At 41.6% G+C, this 17512-nt stretch carries 12 protein-coding genes; 8 read left to right on the top strand and 4 right to left on the bottom strand.

Annotated elements, in window-relative coordinates; genetic code table 11:
• Nucleotides 1-22: 22 nt before the first annotated feature.
• The 6 genes from fabZ (at nt 23) to tilS (ending at nt 8322) form a co-directional block, all read left to right on the top strand.
• Nucleotides 23-484, top strand: coding sequence for a 3-hydroxyacyl-ACP dehydratase FabZ (gene fabZ, locus Q4600_RS00170; RefSeq protein WP_303512870.1), 462 nt, complete (start codon nt 23-25; stop codon nt 482-484).
• Entirely contained in the window at nt 481-1251 is a 771-nt protein-coding gene (gene lpxA, locus Q4600_RS00165; protein WP_102527893.1) for an acyl-ACP--UDP-N-acetylglucosamine O-acyltransferase, read from the top strand. Before fabZ ends, lpxA begins: the two co-directional genes overlap by 4 nt.
• 8 nt (nt 1252-1259) lie before the next feature.
• Complete coding sequence (gene lpxB, locus Q4600_RS00160) at nt 1260-2408, top strand: lipid-A-disaccharide synthase (RefSeq protein ID WP_102527894.1); 1149 nt, start codon at nt 1260-1262, stop codon at nt 2406-2408.
• Between the two features lie 44 nt (nt 2409-2452).
• The gene (gene rnhB / locus Q4600_RS00155; protein WP_102527895.1) at nt 2453-3082 is read left to right on the top strand and encodes a ribonuclease HII; all 630 of its coding nucleotides are present in this window, start codon (nt 2453-2455) and stop codon (nt 3080-3082) included.
• A 208-nt stretch (nt 3083-3290) separates the two neighbouring features.
• On the top strand, nt 3291-6764 hold the full coding sequence (gene dnaE, locus Q4600_RS00150; protein ID WP_303512877.1) for a DNA polymerase III subunit alpha: 3474 nt from the start codon (nt 3291-3293) through the stop codon (nt 6762-6764).
• Between the two features lie 76 nt (nt 6765-6840).
• Complete coding sequence (gene tilS / locus Q4600_RS00145; RefSeq protein WP_303512879.1) at nt 6841-8322, top strand: tRNA lysidine(34) synthetase TilS; 1482 nt, start codon at nt 6841-6843, stop codon at nt 8320-8322.
• A 76-nt stretch (nt 8323-8398) separates the two neighbouring features.
• Here the strand turns inward: tilS and Q4600_RS00140 are convergent, their stop codons facing one another.
• Nucleotides 8399-9292: a GGDEF domain-containing protein gene (locus Q4600_RS00140; protein ID WP_303512881.1), complete on the bottom strand. Its 894-nt coding sequence runs from the start codon at nt 9290-9292 to the stop codon at nt 8399-8401.
• A 192-nt stretch (nt 9293-9484) separates the two neighbouring features.
• Here Q4600_RS00140 and Q4600_RS00135 point away from each other — a divergent pair, with 192 nt between their 5' ends.
• Both Q4600_RS00135 and Q4600_RS00130 read left to right on the top strand, forming a co-directional pair.
• On the top strand, nt 9485-11437 hold the full coding sequence (locus tag Q4600_RS00135; protein ID WP_229367432.1) for a monovalent cation:proton antiporter family protein: 1953 nt from the start codon (nt 9485-9487) through the stop codon (nt 11435-11437).
• Between the two features lie 120 nt (nt 11438-11557).
• Nucleotides 11558-14818, top strand: coding sequence for a DEAD/DEAH box helicase (locus tag Q4600_RS00130; RefSeq protein ID WP_303512885.1), 3261 nt, complete (start codon nt 11558-11560; stop codon nt 14816-14818).
• Between the two features lie 849 nt (nt 14819-15667).
• Here Q4600_RS00130 and Q4600_RS00125 read toward each other — a convergent pair.
• The 3 genes from Q4600_RS00125 to Q4600_RS00115 form a co-directional block, all read right to left on the bottom strand.
• The gene (locus Q4600_RS00125) at nt 15668-15895 is read right to left on the bottom strand and encodes a hypothetical protein (RefSeq protein ID WP_303512888.1); all 228 of its coding nucleotides are present in this window, start codon (nt 15893-15895) and stop codon (nt 15668-15670) included.
• Nucleotides 15896-16046: 151 nt separating this feature from the next.
• Nucleotides 16047-17129 (bottom strand): L-dopachrome tautomerase-related protein, encoded by a 1083-nt coding sequence (locus Q4600_RS00120; protein WP_303512891.1) that lies wholly within the window; start codon nt 17127-17129, stop codon nt 16047-16049.
• Between the two features lie 82 nt (nt 17130-17211).
• The gene (locus tag Q4600_RS00115) at nt 17212-17502 is read right to left on the bottom strand and encodes a putative quinol monooxygenase (protein ID WP_055026561.1); all 291 of its coding nucleotides are present in this window, start codon (nt 17500-17502) and stop codon (nt 17212-17214) included.
• Between the last annotated feature and the right edge of the window lie 10 nt (nt 17503-17512).

Here is a 17512-nt window from a genome sequence, read left to right as displayed (position 1 = left end):
GAGCCATTGCGAGGAATTAAGCGTGTCAAACCAATTAAATACAATGGATATTGAAGAAATTCTTCAGTATCTTCCTCATAGATATCCATTTTTGTTAGTTGACCGTGTATTAGATTATACCGTAGGTGAATCTTTGCATGCGATTAAAAACGTGACGTTTAATGAACCATTTTTCCAAGGTCACTTCCCAGTTAAGCCTGTTATGCCTGGTGTTCTTATTATTGAAGCTATGGCACAAGCAACAGGTTTATTGGCATTCAAGACCATGAGCCCTGAGCCTTCACCAGATGTTTTATATTTGCTAGCTGGTGTCGATAAGGCGCGTTTTAAACGCGTTGTGTCTCCTGGTGACCAAGTTCATTTCCATGTCAAAATGATTAAAGAGCGCCGAGGGATTGGTGTATTTGAAGGACAAGCATTCGTCGATGGCGAGTTAGCTTGTTCTGCCGAAATTATGTGTGCACGTAGAGAGATCAGCAAGTGATTGATAAGTTAGCATTCGTACACCCTGACGCAAAAATTGGCAATAATGTCACCATTGGCCCATGGAGTTATATTGGCGCAGATGTTGAAATTGGCGACGACACTTGGGTCAGTTCTCATGTTGTTATCAAAGGCCCTAGTGTCATTGGTAAAGGTAACCGCTTTTTCCAATTCTCTTCTATCGGTGAAGAGTGTCAGGATAAAAAATATGCCGGTGAGCCAACGACCTTAGTCATGGGTGATAATAATATCATCCGTGAAAACGTAACTATTCACCGCGGCACAATTCAAGATAACAGTGAAACCCGTATTGGTTCAAACAACCTATTGATGGCTTATGTGCATATTGCTCATGACTGTGTTTTAGGTGACAACATCATCATGGCAAATAATGCATCTATCGCAGGTCATGTCCATGTTGGTGATTGGGCTATTTTGGGTGGTATGACTGGCGTTCATCAGTTCGTGCATATCGGTGCGCATGCTTTTACTGCTGGCTCATCAACTATTTTCCAGGATGTACCTCCGTTTGTAATGGCTGCAGGTAGTCCGGCGATTCCTCGAGGCTTAAATGCTGAAGGTCTTAAACGTCGCGGTTTTACCAAAGAAACCCAACATGCAATCCGTCGTACTTATAAGTCGCTGTACCGTAAAAACTTAACCATCGAAGAAGCACTTGCTGAAATCACAGAAGATGCTGAAACTGATGAATACGTTAAAGGTATGGTTGATTTTATTAATGGCTCATCTCGTGGGATCATTCGATAGAATACACAATGACAAATAATACCCCTCGTATATTTGCAATGGTCGCCGGAGAAATCTCCGGCGATATTTTAGGTGCAGGATTAATTAAATCTTTGCAAAAACAATATCCAGATGCCCGATTTATCGGCATTGGCGGCCCGCAGATGGAAGCATTAGGCTTTGAAAGCTTTTTTTCTTATGAAGAGCTTGCTGTGATGGGGATTGTTGAAGTCCTAGGGCGATTACCAAGATTACTCAAGGTTAGGGCAACGCTAATTGAAGAAATATGCCAAGCGAAACCTGACTGTTTTATTGGTATCGATGCACCTGATTTTAATATCGGTCTTGAGCTAAAGCTTAAGAATAAAGGCATTAAAACTGTTCATTATGTCAGTCCATCTGTGTGGGCTTGGCGCCCAAAACGAATCTTTAAAATAGCGAAAGCCACTAACATGGTATTGTCGCTACTGCCTTTTGAAAAAGCATTTTACGATAAGTACCAAGTGCCTTGCACTTTTGTTGGTCATACATTAGCTGATGATATTCCAATGGAAAGTGATAAATTAGCGGCTCGAAAATTACTGGGCTTAGATCCTCACGCTGAGTACCTAGCGGTATTGCCAGGTTCTCGTGGTAGTGAGCTTAAACAGCTTGCTGAGCCTTTTATCAAGGCGATTGTCATCGTTAAACAGAAATATCCAGACATAAAGTTTGTCACGCCATTAGTTAATCAAGCTCGCAGAGAACAATTTGTTGCCGCGCTTAAAGAGTTTGCTCCTGACTTAGAAATCGAATTGATTGAAGGGCAGTCTCGTGAAGTAATGGCAGCATCAGATGCAATATTATTAGCATCAGGTACTGCAGCTTTAGAAGCTATGCTAGTTAAACGTCCGACAGTCATGTCTTATCGCGTGAATGGGCTGACATATAGTATCGCTAAAAGACTGATGAGCCTTGAACATTATTCGCTACCCAATTTATTAGCCGATCGCGCTTTAATTCCGGAAGTTGTCCAAGACGAATGTAATGAACATAATATTGCCGCAGCAGTAATTGAACAATTGAATATCGATTTTGCACCTTTGAAAGCTGAGTTTGAAAAGATGCACCTAACACTTCGTTGTAATGCGAGTGACCGAGCTGCCGACGCAGTAATTAAAGTGATAAACGAGCACTAACGAACCATTATCCAAAATAATAACCCATCACAAGAGAAAGTGTCATGAGTAGAATTCCTGCGGTGATAAAAGGCATTACACCTGAACAAGTTGAATACATTAGCCGTGGTGTAGTTGCTGGTGTGGATGAAGTCGGTCGTGGCCCACTAGTAGGGGACGTTGTTACCGCTGCAGTTATATTAGATCCTAACAATCCGATTACTGGATTAAATGACTCGAAAAAACTGTCTGAGAAACGCCGCGACATTTTATTTACCGAAATCATGGATAAAGCCTTAGCGATTAGCATAGGGCGAGCAACACCAGCTGAAATTGATGAGATAAATATTCTCCATGCAACCATGTTAGCAATGCAACGTGCAGTTGCAGGGTTATCAATTACTCCAGAGCGTGTATTGGTTGATGGTAATCGTTCTCCAGACTTTGGCATTCAAAGTCACGCAATCATCAAAGGTGATGGACTCGTTGCAGCTATCAGTGCAGCATCAATTATTGCTAAAGTAACTCGAGACAAAGAAATGACTGAGCTTGATGCGCGTTATCCTCAATATGGATTTGCCAATCATAAAGGTTACCCAACAAAAGCTCACTTTGAAGCACTTGAGGCCCACGGGGTTTTAGATGAGCATCGTAAGAGCTTTAAACCAGTGATGGCGCTTTTAAATAAAAGTTAATTCTCAACCAAATATCTACGTTTAATATAAGTCGGATGAGCTGTTACTCTAATTAATACAGATGGATAGAGTAAATGTTTTTCAGCTCATTTAAAAATCAATCTCGACATCGCAATATTGATAATTCACTATTATAAACTGGGTTAGTTTGCTAATCTGGTCAGCGGTTTTTTCCTTTTAATTAAGCATTCCAAAGATATTATAATCTATGTCCGATCCTCGTTTCGTCCACCTTCGTGTTCACAGTGATTTTTCCATGTCTGATGGCGTGGCAAAAGTTAAACCTATTCTCGCTAAAGCTTCAGAGCTTGGAATGGGGGCTTTAGCCATAACCGACCAAAATAATTTTTGTGGTTTAGTTAAATTCTACGGTGGTTGTCATGGCGCGGGCATCAAACCGATTGTCGGTGCCGATTTTTGGATGAAAGTGCCAGGTTTTGATGACGACTTTTGCGCACTAACCATCATTGCCTTAGATAATGATGGCTATCAGAGTTTGACTCAGTTGATCAGTGAAGCCTACTTACGTGGTCAGATTAATGGTCGCGTTGTAATTGATCAAGAGTGGTTGGTCAAATTTAATAAAGGTATTTTATTAATTTCAGGGGCGAAAGAGGGCGATGTCGGTAAGGCGCTATTAAAAGATAATACAACTCAAGTGACTGAGTTAGTCGAGTTTTATAAAACCCATTTCGAAAATCGATATTTTCTAGAGCTCATTCGAACAGGGCGTCCCGACGAAGAACGCTATTTACATATGGCGGTTAAACTCGCCTCAGAAAATGATTTGCCAGTCGTCGCAACCAATCAAGTTGTGTTTTTGAAGGCCGATGATTTTGAGTCCCATGAAATTAGGGTCGCCATTCATGACGGCTTCACCTTAGCCGATCCTCGCCGACCTAAAAAATACAGCGAACAACAATATTTGCGCACAGAAGAAGAAATGTGCGAACTATTTGCTGATATCCCGTCGGCAATTGCCAATACTGTGGAAATAGCTAAACGTTGTAACGTGACGATTCGTCTAAATGAGTATTTTTTACCTAACTTTCCAACAGGTGACTTATCTATTGAGGATTTCCTCGTTGATATTTCAGAGAAGGGATTAGAGGAACGACTCGAGTTTTTGTTTCCAGATGAACAAGAGCGAATAGAAAAACGTCCAGAGTACGATGAACGCCTTGATATTGAATTGAAAGTAATTAACCAGATGGGGTTCCCTGGTTACTTCTTGATCGTAATGGAGTTCATTCAATGGGGTAAAGATAATGATATCCCCGTTGGACCTGGCCGTGGTTCTGGTGCGGGTTCACTGGTGGCTTATGCGCTTAAAATTACCGACCTAGATCCACTAGAATATGATTTACTGTTCGAGCGTTTCTTAAATCCTGAACGTGTCTCAATGCCCGATTTCGACGTCGATTTCTGTATGGATCGTCGTGATGAAGTCATTGATCACGTAGCCGAACTATATGGTCGTGACGCTGTATCGCAGATTATTACCTTCGGCACCATGGCTGCAAAAGCGGTTGTACGAGATGTTGGTCGTGCGCTCGGTCATCCATATGGTTTTGTTGAGCGCCTCACGAAAATGATCCCGGCAGAACCAGGGATGACACTGACAAAAGCGTTTGAGGTGGAGCCATCGCTTCCTGAAGCTTATAGCGCAGATGAAGATGTACGCGAACTCATTGATATGTGTCGCCGTTTAGAGGGCGTGACACGTAACGCGGGTAAACATGCCGGTGGTGTTGTTATCTCGCCAACCGTCATCACAGACTTTTCACCACTATATTGCGATGCTGAAGGTTTAAACCCAGTAACCCAGTTCGATAAGAATGATGTTGAAACTGCAGGCTTAGTAAAATTCGATTTCTTGGGATTAAGAACCCTAACGATTATTGACTGGGCACTGCAAATGATTAATCCACGCCTAGAAAAAGTGGGACAAGATCCGGTAAGAATTGAATCTATTAGCTTAACCGATCCTAAATCATTCAGATTATTGCAACGTTACGAAACTACCGCGGTATTCCAATTAGAATCACGCGGAATGAAAGATTTGATTAAGCGTCTTCAGCCCGATTGTTTTGAAGACATGATTGCACTGGTTGCACTTTTCCGTCCAGGCCCACTGCAATCGGGTATGGTAGATAACTTTATTGAACGTAAGCATGGCCGTGAAGAGGTGTCATACCCTGATGCTGAATATCAGCATGAGTCATTAAAAGAGCTGTTAGAACCGACCTACGGCATTATTTTGTATCAAGAACAAGTAATGCAAATTGCACAGGTACTTGCTGGTTACACCCTTGGTGGAGCAGATATGCTTCGTCGTGCAATGGGTAAGAAAAAACCAGAAGAAATGGCTAAACAGCGTGGCACCTTCGAAGAAGGGGCGATCAACAACGGTGTAGACGGCCCCTTATCGATGAAAATTTTCGATTTGGTTGAAAAATTCGCAGGTTACGGTTTTAACAAATCTCACTCAGCAGCCTATGCTTTAGTGTCATATCAAACCCTATGGCTCAAAACCCATTACCCTGCTGAATTTATGGCTGCGGTAATGTCTGCAGATATGGATAACACAGATAAAATTGTTATCTTAGTCGATGAATGTGAACGAATGGGGCTACCGCTTATTCCACCTGATGTGAATAAAGGCCTGTTTAAGTTTACCGTCGATGATGACCTTAATATTGTTTATGGTATTGGTGCGATTAAAGGTGTGGGTGATGGTCCTGTAGAGTCCATTCTCAACGCGCGTAAAGATGGACCTTTTACCGATTTATTTGACTTCTGTGCACGTATTGATCTTAAAAAGCTTAATAAGCGTGTGATTGAAAAGCTTATTTGCGCCGGCGCATTAGATAACTTAGGCCCACATCGTGCCTCGATGATGGCCACCTTGCCAGAAGCGATTTTAGCCGCAGCACAACATGCTAAAGCTGAAGCCATTGGCCAAAACGATATGTTTGGCTTATTAAATTCAGAGCCTGAAGACAACAAACAAAACTTTGTGCAATGTGCAACTTGGCCTGACAAGATATGGTTAGAAGGTGAGCGAGATACGTTAGGATTATATCTAACTGGTCATCCAATCAACCAGTATTTAAAAGAGTTAAAGCAATACACTTCAGGTCGTTTAAAAGATGTTCACCCAACTGATCGCGGCAAAACCATGAAAGCGGCAGGGTTAGTGATTGCTACCCGAGTGATGATTACTAAACGTGGCTCAAAAATGGGCTTAGTCACCTTAGATGATAAAAGTGCGCGTTTAGAGGTTATGCTATTTACTGAAGCATTTGAAAAATTTAACCACCTTTTAGAAAAAGATAAGATTCTGATTTGTGAGGGTGAAGTTAGCTTTGATGATTTTGCTGGCGGTAATCGTATGACCGCCCGAAATATCATCGAAATAGGCGAGGCTCGCAGTCACTTTGCTAATGCGGTAGAAATTAATATTACCGCTGATGATATCAATCAAGCTTGGCTAGAGCAGTTCGAGCAGGCATTATCACCATGGAAAAATGGCAGTGTACCGGTGATTATTCATTATCAGCAGCAAGAAGCGGCGGGGCAGTTAACCCTAGGTGATGAATGGCGGGTGAATCCAACTGATGAACTGATGTTAGCCATTGAAAGCTTAGTTGGCTCTAAAAATGTGAAAATTGTTTTTTAACTGATTAATATGTTCAATGATGATTATTGCTTAATGAACCATGTCTTTGAGCCTGCTACTTATGGAATTAACTAAGATGACAGTGAATGATATTTGTCAGGCTCTTGAGCGTTATACCTTACCTTTAATGCAAACACAGGCTATAGCAACTGAGCCTGTGACTGCCCAAGCCTTGAACAATCAATCAGCGAAGTTAGTATTAGCTTACAGTGGCGGTGTTGATTCGGAATGCTTAGCGTATGGGTTAAGTTTGTTTGCGCAGAAAAACCCTCATATTCCTTGTCTATTAGTTCATGTACATCATGGCTTAAGTGCTAATGCAGATACTTGGGTTGAACACTGTATTTCTCAAGCTACCAAGTATCAATTACCTATTCAAATTGAACGGGTTAATTTAACTAAAGCGCCGCGTAAAAGTTTAGAGGCAATAGCGAGAGAAGCACGTTACAACGTGTTTAAAAAGTATCTTAATCCTTCCGATATATTACTTACAGCTCATCATCAAGACGACCAACTTGAAACACTGTTATTAGCGTTAAAACGTGGGCAAGGGCCTAAAGGCTTAGCTGCTATGGGGGGCATTCAGCCTTTTAATCAACACAGCTGGATTGTTAGGCCATTGCTGGATGTCTCAAAAGGGCAAATTGAGTCATTTGCTGCATCTGTGGAGCTTAAACACATTGAAGATGAAAGTAATCAAGACGAGCAATTTGATCGAAACTTCTTACGCCAAGATATTATTCCACGTTTGAAACAACGTTGGCCAAGCATTGCAGTCACCGCTTCAAGAAGTGCTAACTTGTGTGCTCAGCAGCAACAAGTTATCGAGCAAGAAGTGAATAATCGCTTACCGGCATTTATTGATGATTCAGGCGCTGGTCACTATTCCGCTTTTAAATTACTAGAGTTGCGAGGGCAATCGACTCAATGGCAAAGCTTATTACTTCGGGGCTACATTCAATCTCAAGGGTTTAATTTGCCATCCCAGTCTCAGCTGGAGCAAGTACTAGAACAAGTGCTATATGCCGCTGATGATGCCAAAGTCGATGTGCATTGTGGCGACTATTCAATAAAGCGTTTTACAGGTAAAGCTTATATTGTTCCTGCAATTAAGCTGGCTGAGTTGGCTAAAGAGCAGAAGCTGATTACAGATAAACTGGTCAATTTTGTTACAAAACCTCAGTCAGAGCTTATTTCGGGTACTTTCTTTGAGTTACAGAGCTCTGAGTTACCGAGCTCTGAGCTAATAAGCACTGAAGCTGGCATTAATCGTTTGAAGGTGAATGTTGTAACAGATGGAGTGCGGTTAAGGCTGCCTAATGCTGAACAAGTGAGTGTGGTATTCGGCGCTAAAGGCAGTACACGTTGTCAGCCTCATTTTAGAGATAAAGGACGTGAGCTTAAAAAAATATGGCAAGAACTTGCCGTGCCGCCTTGGATCAGAAGTCAAATTCCACTGGTTTTCTATAACGATAATCTTGTTGCAGCAGTGGGACTTTGGGTCGATAAGCGTTATTTAGCCAAGCAGCAAACATTGGGATTTGTTTTTACGTCTTAATATCTCAACGATAAAACCAATGCACTTAGTTTAATAAAGCTTCTTAACTACTGGATATACTAATTCGCATATCCAGTTAAAGGTTTTTGTTGCTCATTTTAAAGCAATTTCTTCCAGCAGCTTTCGCACTATATAGTGCTTTATCAGCGGCTTCATATAACTTATCTTGCACATTTGAAACGGTCGAATCCGTCACACCGATACTGCACTGAACATTAAAAGCATGCATTAATGGGTGCTCAGCCATTGCTGTAATAATGCGTTGACACAAAGGTGTCATTTCGAGTTCATTTCCTTGGGCTATAATAATAAATTCATCACCACCAATACGGAACGCTTGGTCGGTATTGCGAATGGCTTCATTGATTAATTCCGCAAATTCAGACAATACCGTGTCACCTAACTTGTGACCGTGTTTATCATTTAGACTTTTAAAATTGTCTAAGTCTAAAACTAACAAAGCAATATCACCTTGGTTACGATTAGCTCTCGCCAATGCATTTTTAATGGTTTGGCGATAGTAGTAACGATTGCCTAAACCGGTCAACGCATCAAACATGGCTTTATTAGACATTTGATCAAATTTAATCGCATTAAAAAATGGCTGAGAAAACAAAGATTCAAGTTCGTTTAATTGCAGTGTTTGGCTCGGTGTTAACGGCGCTGTTAGATAATATTTAATGCTGTATGGCTCACCAAACCCACTGATAACACGTTGTTGGTTTAAACCATGACAGCGTCCCCAGTTAAGTTTGAGCTGTTGATTAAGTTGCAACCCCTGGATCGGCAATAGTTGGCCGAGCGTTTTGCCGTAGCTGGCAAACACTGTTCTAGGGTCTAAACTCGAATGCATTTGCTGCAGGATATTCATCAAATTACGTTCTGAGTTAGCGCTGTTATATTTTGTATAAGACGCTGATTTACCCCAGTTTTGTTCTGGATATGGCTGTGAAGCAATTGCGTAATCCATTGTTAGTACCTCATTCAATGATTGCTTCCTGCAAAAAGTGGTGAACCGTTTGTTATTAACTTGTATAACTAATGCAAAAAGTGCGCCTACTATTTTTTATACCTTATTTTCATATAGTTATTGTTAATGAATTACTTTGTTAATAGACTGTTTCTTTAATCGTTGGTTTTTTGACTCGGAGAACACGTATTTATGGAGCACAGCATTTTTATCCATATTCTCTCAATGTTGGTGATTGCTATTGTGGCAATTTCAATACTTCGACGATTTGGGTTGCCGCCTATTCTTGCTTATTTACTGACAGGTGTTGTGAGCGGCCCTAGTGGTTTTCATTGGTTTACTCAACAACAAATGCACTCTGTGGCTGAGCTTGGAGTGGTATTACTGATGTTCAGTTTAGGGCTTGAGTTTTCGGTACCTAAACTTTGGTCAATGCGGCGCACAGTATTCGGTTTAGGTAGTGCGCAAGTGACTTTTACTGCACTCATTGCTGGATTAGTGGCTTTGCTATTTGGGCAAAACATGATTTCAGCTGTGGTGATTGGTTCTGCAGTGGCACTCTCTTCAACTGCAATTGTCCTTAAGCTAGTCAATGAGCAAGGCTGGATGCGAAGACGGCATGGCGAGCTATCGGTCAGTGTGCTGTTGTTTCAAGACATTGCCGTCGTGCCTTTATTGATTGTATTACCGCTATTATCAACCAACGGCGAGCCGATAGGCTTTCTTGAAATTGCATGGGGAATGCTGACAGGGATCTTAGCGTTTATTGGTTTAATGTCTTTTGGTAAGTGGATCCTACCGCGCATATTTGATGAAGTTGCACGCTCTCGCTCAAACGAGCTTTTTGTTCTTTCAACCTTGGTTGTTGTATTAGTGACGGGTGCGTTTACTCAGTGGCTTGGGTTATCAATGGCGCTTGGGGCATTTATTGCTGGCATGCTATTAGGTGAAAGCCAATATCGCCGTCAACTCGAAGCTGATATAAGACCGTTTCGTGACTTGTTAATGGGTCTGTTCTTTATTTCCATTGGTATGCTGCTTGATTTCTCAATTGTCGCTGAATTTTGGTGGCAAATATTATTGATCCTAATTGCGGTGTTATTAACTAAAACCATAGTGGTGTTTGGGATCCTTAAACTGGGTGGTGAGCAATTTAAAGTCGCGTTAAGTACGGCTATCAGCCTTGCACAAGTAGGCGAATTTAGTTTTGTCGTGCTGGCGCTAGCGGTTAATTATGAACTGCTTGAAACTCAGATGAGCACGATATTTGTCATGGTTGCGGTGCTTTCAATGTCGATAGCGCCATGGCTTGTTCGAAATAGTCTTATCATTGCGCAAAAGATTGAAGGTAAGACATCAAAAAAATCGACAATAGAAGATGAGTTTCAATTGCCACCACCAGAAGACGGCGATTTGGTATTGATCTTAGGTTATGGCCGTGTGGGCCAAACCATTGCCCGCTTTTTAAAAACAGAGGCTGTGCCTTTTGTGGTGTTAGATTTAGATCCTAAACGTGTGTCCGAAGCCAAACTTGCTGGTGAGCCCGTATTCTTCGGTGATGCTTGTAAAATGGGTCTGCTAAAACAAATTGGTATTCGCCGCGCCAGTATGGTGGTGATTACCTTTGGCGAATCAAGGCAAGTTGAAGATTGTTTAGCATTGTCGAGAAAGCTTGCCCCAGAGACTAAAATTCTTGTCCGCACCACAGATGATGCGGAGCTTGATAGCTTAAAGGAAATGGGCGCAACACAAGTTATCCCCGAAAAACTAGAAGGCAGTTTGATGCTTGTGTCACAGGTACTTTATAAATGTGGTGTACCTTTGCCGCGAATTATTAAGCGTCTTGAATCAGAACGACGCAATCATTATCAATATCTGCACGGCTTTTTTACTGGGGCAGAAACCGACTTCACCCTTGAGTTATTGCATGCGGTGTCTTTAGATACAGGTTCTAACGCGGTAGGTAAGACGTTGACGGCTATTCCATGGTCTGAGTTAGGGGCTGAAATACGCGCTGTAAGGCGAAAAGGAGAGGAAATTAGTCCTCCGCCTGAGGATTGGGTATTTCAACGTAAAGACATCATTATGTTAGTGGGAAAACCCCGTGCAATAGAAACTGCTGAAGAGTATTTATTGCAAGGGTGATGGTTTTTTTTGAAGATGGCCGAATACAGTAGAATTTTGCCATCTTCTTCCATACAATGGATGGTTACGTTCGTTGTTGTGTAGCCAATTTTTCTTGCTACAGCTTGTATGGAATAGTGCATGTCGGCCAAATTATTTAATCTTCCAATTAAAATTAGCTTAGACCTTATTGCTAAGTTATTTTCTTCTGCTCAACTTCAAAAAGCACAGAACTATCTAATTGAAGGGCGTGTACTTGAAGTACATGCAAGCCAAGAGAATCATAATATTGAATCTTACGTGGTGGGCTCTGCGATTGAGCCTTATCGACAAGATATAACCTTGGTTAACGTGAACCATAAAATTGTGATGAAATCTCACTGCTCTTGTCCTGTTGCAAGCAACTGTAAGCATGTTGCAGCAGCACTCTTGGCCCTAATTGACAAAAAGCCAGTTGAAGAGCAACGCTTAAGTCAGTGGTTAATGCAGTTAGAAAAACAAGATCTTATTAATCCAGTCGAAGAAGAGGATGAAGAGAAAGATCGTATCATCTTCTCTTTATCTAGCGATCATCATGGCATTTTTGTTGACTTCAAGCGCAGCAAATTGAATAAGAAAGGCCAATACAACAAAGGCAGTAAAGTCGCCTTAAACGATGTTAAGTATCATCTTCCTTGGTGGATTAACCCTGAAGATAGCCAGATAATCAGCTTGTTATTATCTTCTTCAAAAAGTGCCTCAAAGATTTATCTAGAAGGTGAAATTTGTGCATTAGCATTGAACAAAATGCTGGAATTAGGCACATGTTTTTGGGAAGAGAGCCGCACACCATTAGCAATAACACATCCCGTAGCTCCTGATTTTGTTTGGCAAGAAACTGATGCACGTCATACGCAAATTAGTATGAGCATGCCTGAATTAGACAACTGGGAATTTATTGCCACTTGTCCGCCGATGTTCGTTGATTTGGACTATTTAAAAATTGGTGCAGTTGCAACGGATTTAACTGTTGAAAAGCTCAAGCTATTACAACAAATGCCGCCAGTGCCGCTGGATAAAGTCGACTCGATCAGCGACAAAATGCTACGTCATTTCTCGCCTAAAAGTGTGCCTGTTCCCAGTGAGATAGAGTTTCATGAGATTGAAGATCCATTAAAGGTAAAATTAACCTTTACCATGGTGCAGCTCAATGACAGCGCGGTGCTTCAACCAGTATTACAACTTGAGTTTGCTTATGGTGATATTGCGATTGCAGGTAAAGTGAGTCGTGAGAAAATCAGCTTAATTAAACAAGGTAAGGTGCAATATCAAATTCATCGAGAACTAGAAGGTGAAGCACAAGCAATAGCATGTTTACAAAGCCTGCAGTTACAAGCCATTGATAATAGTTTATTAACATATACCAATCATTCAGCCTGTTTTTATAGTCTAGGTTTGATGCCTGAAATGGTGAACGAATGGGCGCAATTAACCACGTTTGGGATTATGACCCTTGAAGACTTAGGTTATGAAGTTGAGTTTGCTCCTGAGTTTGATCTCAACATTATTGATGCAGACATCGAAGTAGATTTAGATGACGATGAAGACAGTGGTTGGTTCTCATTATCACTGAATGCGGATATCGAAGGCCAAAGCGTGCCTTTATTGAGTTTAGTTGCTCGTTGGCTACAGCAAAATGGCGAGCCTGATGATGAGCAAGAACTTATCCTACCAGGGCCAAATGGCCGATTTGTGAAGATAAAAGCCAAAACCATTAAACCTTTGATTTCGGTAATCCAAGAACTGTTTCAACGAGGCGGCGGCGATTTACTGGAAGTACCACGTAACCGAGCTGACTTACTCAATGAGTTATCTGAAAGTGATATCCGTTTATTAAACGGTGAGCGCGTCAGGCACCTTGCAACTAAATTGTCAGAGTTTAAAGGTATTCAAGCTGTTGAGTTACCAACAGGCTTAAATGCCACGTTACGTGATTATCAAAAACAAGGCTATGATTGGCTTTGCTTCTTGAAAGAGTACCAATTAGGCGGGATCCTTGCCGATGATATGGGCTTAGGTAAAACGCTTCAAACACTAGCATTTTTGTTAAAAGCAAAACAGATGAAAGCATCTGCAGCGAGTACCAGCTTAAATACTCCAGCAAGAACGACCTCAGGGAAAACCAGACCCAGCCTGATTGTTTGTCCTACCAGCCTTGTCGGGAATTGGTATAAAGAAGCACAGAAATTTACCCCAGATTTAAAAGTGCTGGTGGTACATGGTAACAAGCGCCAAGCACTGTTAGATAAAATTGAAGATTATGATGTCATTGTGACCACATATCCATTAATTTTGCGCGATGAAATGGTTTACAGTGAATACAGCTTTGAGCACATCATTTTAGATGAAGCGCAGCAAATCAAAAATGCCCAAGCAAAAGTGACTCAAGCGCTGAAAACCTTTAAAGGCCAGTTTAGATTATGTTTGTCAGGTACGCCGCTTGAAAACCATTTAGGTGAATTAAAGTCGTTAATGGATTTTTGTTTACCCGGGCTTTTAGGCCAGCACGCCTACTTTAACAAAGAGTTTAGAGGACCTATTGAAAAGCAAGCTGACACTGAAAAATCAGCGATTTTGCTTAACCGTATTGCACCTTTCTTATTACGCCGTACTAAGATTGAAGTGATGTCGGAACTGCCTGAAAAAACCATCATTGTGCAAACGCTAGAGCTTGAAAAAGACCAACGTAATTTATATGAAAGTATCCGTTTAGTGATGGAGAAAAAGCTGCGTGAACTGTTTGCTAAACAAGGTGTTTCGAGCAGTCATATTGAATTTTTAGATGCATTACTTAAGCTACGCCAAGCATGTTGTGATCCACGCTTAGTGAAACTCGAACAAGCTCAACATGTTGAGAATAATGCCAAACTAACTTGGCTAACTGAAAACGTGCCTGAAATGGTGGAGGAGGGGCGTAAGATACTCATATTCAGTCAGTTTACTGGGATGCTTGCGCTTATCGAGCAAGAATTTATCAATATGGGGATTAGTTACAGTAAGCTCACTGGGCAAACCCGTAATCGTCAGGTTGAAATTGATGCATTCCAAGAAGGTGAAGTACCCGTGTTTTTGATCAGTTTAAAAGCTGGCGGAACAGGGCTTAACTTAACCGCTGCAGATACAGTGATCCACTTTGATCCTTGGTGGAACCCAGCAGCTGAAAAGCAAGCAACTGATAGAGCGCACCGCATAGGGCAGCTAAATCCGGTGTTTGTTTACAAACTAATTGCTCAAGGTACAGTTGAAGAGAAAATTCAAGAAATGCAGCAGCATAAACAAAGCTTAGCTGACAGTATTTTAGCGGGTAGTGCCAAGAGTCAATGGCAAGGTAATGCGGACGATTTATTGTCATTATTGCGTTAGTTAACAGCGGCGTATTTCACTGCGGTTGTTTATTCAGGATGGCGATTATTGATAGTTTCTGGCACTTTATGCTGGTCGAAACGGGGTAGGAGTCGCTCATTTCTACCCCAAATTTGTTTACTATTTTGAAAAATCAACGTAGTGGTGCTCTCTTGATTTCCAAACTTCGTTTGGATTAATGTCAAGGTCGTGGCGCTTCGCCCACACCAGACGAAAGGGAAACAACAGCATTTCCCTTTTCGATATCCCTTGCCGCCCCAACGAAATTACTCTTTCAAAACGAGTAAGCCTCATGCTTATTCGAAAATAGCTAACGCTTTAGACAGGCCATCCATGGCCAACTAAAGCTAGCCTGACGTCCTGTCAGGCTTACGCTATTTTCTTCAACGCATTTCAGCAATTTCAATGGGGATTTAATGCACCTGCAGGTTCGTTTGTATCCACAATTATTTTCTGAAATTATTCTTAGGCTTGAATGCTCAATTCAAATTGAATCTTCTAGCTAATTAGAACTAGATATTTTAGTTATTTAAATTGACATAAATACCGTCAAATCGAAGAGACAATAATCCCAGTGTAGATGCGGCAGCGAGCTTCCAAAACATGGATGTTTTGGTAGAGCTTACATGGACGTACTTACAGCGTCTCGCAGTTGTATCTGCACAAAAGCCTGCGGCAGGCAATGGATTAGACTGAAGATATGGTTTCCCATAACTGTCCCAATATAAATTTAGTTATCGTAAAACGTTTTTGCCCCAAAACAAGCTAGAGCAGGATTGAGGCTAATTTCAAGACACGCGATTAGACTTACTTTTCCTTATGTCTAGAGTTCTGACTATGTGGCCAAATTTACTGATCCACTACAGTTGATGCTTCTTCGTAAGAAAGGTGATCTGGAAAAGTTATAAAGCGATCTTCATGACCAACCACTTCCTGAGCTAACATACCATCAGTACTGCCTCCGCCTCTGGCCACATCGTTGCTACCTTGATTGATCGCGACAGTGTCCCAAGTCGGAAAAACAGACCAACCACGCGGTTCCAACCTGAAGATGTGTAACCTTGCTACCGTCAGCAATCACATCACCTCCGCCAACAGCAGATGAGGCAAATTCAGACATCTGGATAAGGTCTCGACTCGGTTTTATCGTGAATTTTTCATGATGGGCTCGCTATTGAATTGAAAAATAAGGACAGGAGAGAATGACTCCCGCCATAAAGACCATCAATTAGTTAAGTTTGATTCGAAGCACATGGTATGGCTTGGTTGAACCTTCTTCGCCTTCGTTGAAAGCAGGGTGGAAGTGAAGAGAGTTTTGAGTGACGTACAAGTAATCACCCTGGATAGAGAAACCATCTGCCCATGACAATAACTTGTCATCTTGTGCAAAGATTTTGTAGCCGTCTTTATTCACCACACCAACAGCATTTTTCTCAATATCACCGACATAGATATCACCGTTATCTGCGATAATCATGCCATCACTTGGACGTTTTTCACTGAAAAATTCAATCTGCTCGGCCAATGCATCTTCACTAAGCGCTGTGTTAGCAAGAGCAGCGGCAGGAATACGGTAGATAGCACTACCATTGACTGTACCAAAATATAGCCATTCATTATTTGCATCAATAGTGATTGGATTCACACCAAGATAAAGCGCATCAACGCTACCATCTTCACGCTTTGTCGCCATACGAGAACTATCAATCACAACTTCATGCTCAGGTGAAAGCAGTGCTTTATTTGATTGCAAAACGCGGCGAGATTTACCTGTATTTAAATCTACAACAACAAAGGCAGGCGCAGCTTCGCCATACAGATTACCTAAACTCGTATCGGCAATGTACATCTGGTTACGCAGTGTATCTAATGCAAAATCCTGTAAAAAAGAGTTACCGACCTGTACGTTTTTTCCAATTTCAATGCGTTTAAATAGCTTATCGTTGACGGTATCCCATGCAACAATTTGCGAAGGCGAAGTTTCACTGCCCATATCTAACACCCACACAACACCATCATCGGTACTATCAATACCGATTACTGAAGCCAAACCAACCTCACCTTTATCTGGACCATCTGCCCAGTCTTGGGTTGGAAATGCTTTGGTTGAGCCATCCTTCATCAATTCAACAACACGAAGTTCAGGTGCATCAAGGGGTTGCATAGAAAGGAAAGTACGCCCCTGCTTCGTTACTGTAATGTTCCCTGGTCGTGTGCCATCAAGCTTGGCAACCACTTCGATATCAGCCGCTTGCGCTGTGTTAACTATCATCGCAGTCGCAAGTGTTAGTAAGATTTTGATATTTTTCATGTCGAGCCTCATTGGTGTTCTTTGATGCCCTAACCGTTTTAGTCAGGGCATAGTGCTATAACAAGCTTGTTTTATGTTGTCGTTACGCGATCTTAGTCATTTCGTTGACTGTGAAGCTTGCGACAGAGCCTTCCGTTGCTGTCATGTAGTCCGCAAGGTGCTGGTTGCCCATATGAGCCTGCCAAAGTTCACGTGATACCCAGTTTTCATAAAAAGTAAAATGCGCTGGGTTTTCGTTGTCTTGATGAAGGTCATAGTTGATGCAACCTTCTTCAGCGCGAGTAATGTCGATAAGCTTTAGTAGCTCGGCTTTCACCAGTTCAATTTTGTCGTCATTAGCTTTGATGTTTGCAACAATCGTTAATGTAGTCATGGGATGTTCC

The organism is Shewanella sp. 2_MG-2023, from assembly GCF_030548905.1.
GTDB classification, from domain to species: domain Bacteria; phylum Pseudomonadota; class Gammaproteobacteria; order Enterobacterales; family Shewanellaceae; genus Shewanella; species Shewanella electrodiphila.
The sequence above is the reverse complement of the archived record's forward strand: the minus strand, read 5'-3'. Positions and strand labels throughout refer to the sequence as shown.

Excerpts from the sequence above, each read along its gene's own strand:
- rnhB (WP_102527895.1), top strand. The coding sequence starts at position 2,453 with ATGAGTAGAATTCCTGCGGTGATAAAAGGCATTACACCTGAACAAGTT.
- Q4600_RS00115 (WP_055026561.1), bottom strand. The coding sequence starts at position 17,502 with ATGACTACATTAACGATTGTTGCAAACATCAAAGCTAATGACGACAAA.
- Q4600_RS00140 (WP_303512881.1), bottom strand. The coding sequence starts at position 9,292 with ATGGATTACGCAATTGCTTCACAGCCATATCCAGAACAAAACTGGGGT.
- Q4600_RS00135 (WP_229367432.1), top strand. The coding sequence starts at position 9,485 with ATGGAGCACAGCATTTTTATCCATATTCTCTCAATGTTGGTGATTGCT.
- lpxB (WP_102527894.1), top strand. The coding sequence starts at position 1,260 with ATGACAAATAATACCCCTCGTATATTTGCAATGGTCGCCGGAGAAATC.
- Q4600_RS00120 (WP_303512891.1), bottom strand. The coding sequence starts at position 17,129 with ATGAAAAATATCAAAATCTTACTAACACTTGCGACTGCGATGATAGTT.
- Q4600_RS00130 (WP_303512885.1), top strand. The coding sequence starts at position 11,558 with ATGTCGGCCAAATTATTTAATCTTCCAATTAAAATTAGCTTAGACCTT.
- tilS (WP_303512879.1), top strand. The coding sequence starts at position 6,841 with ATGACAGTGAATGATATTTGTCAGGCTCTTGAGCGTTATACCTTACCT.
- dnaE (WP_303512877.1), top strand. The coding sequence starts at position 3,291 with ATGTCCGATCCTCGTTTCGTCCACCTTCGTGTTCACAGTGATTTTTCC.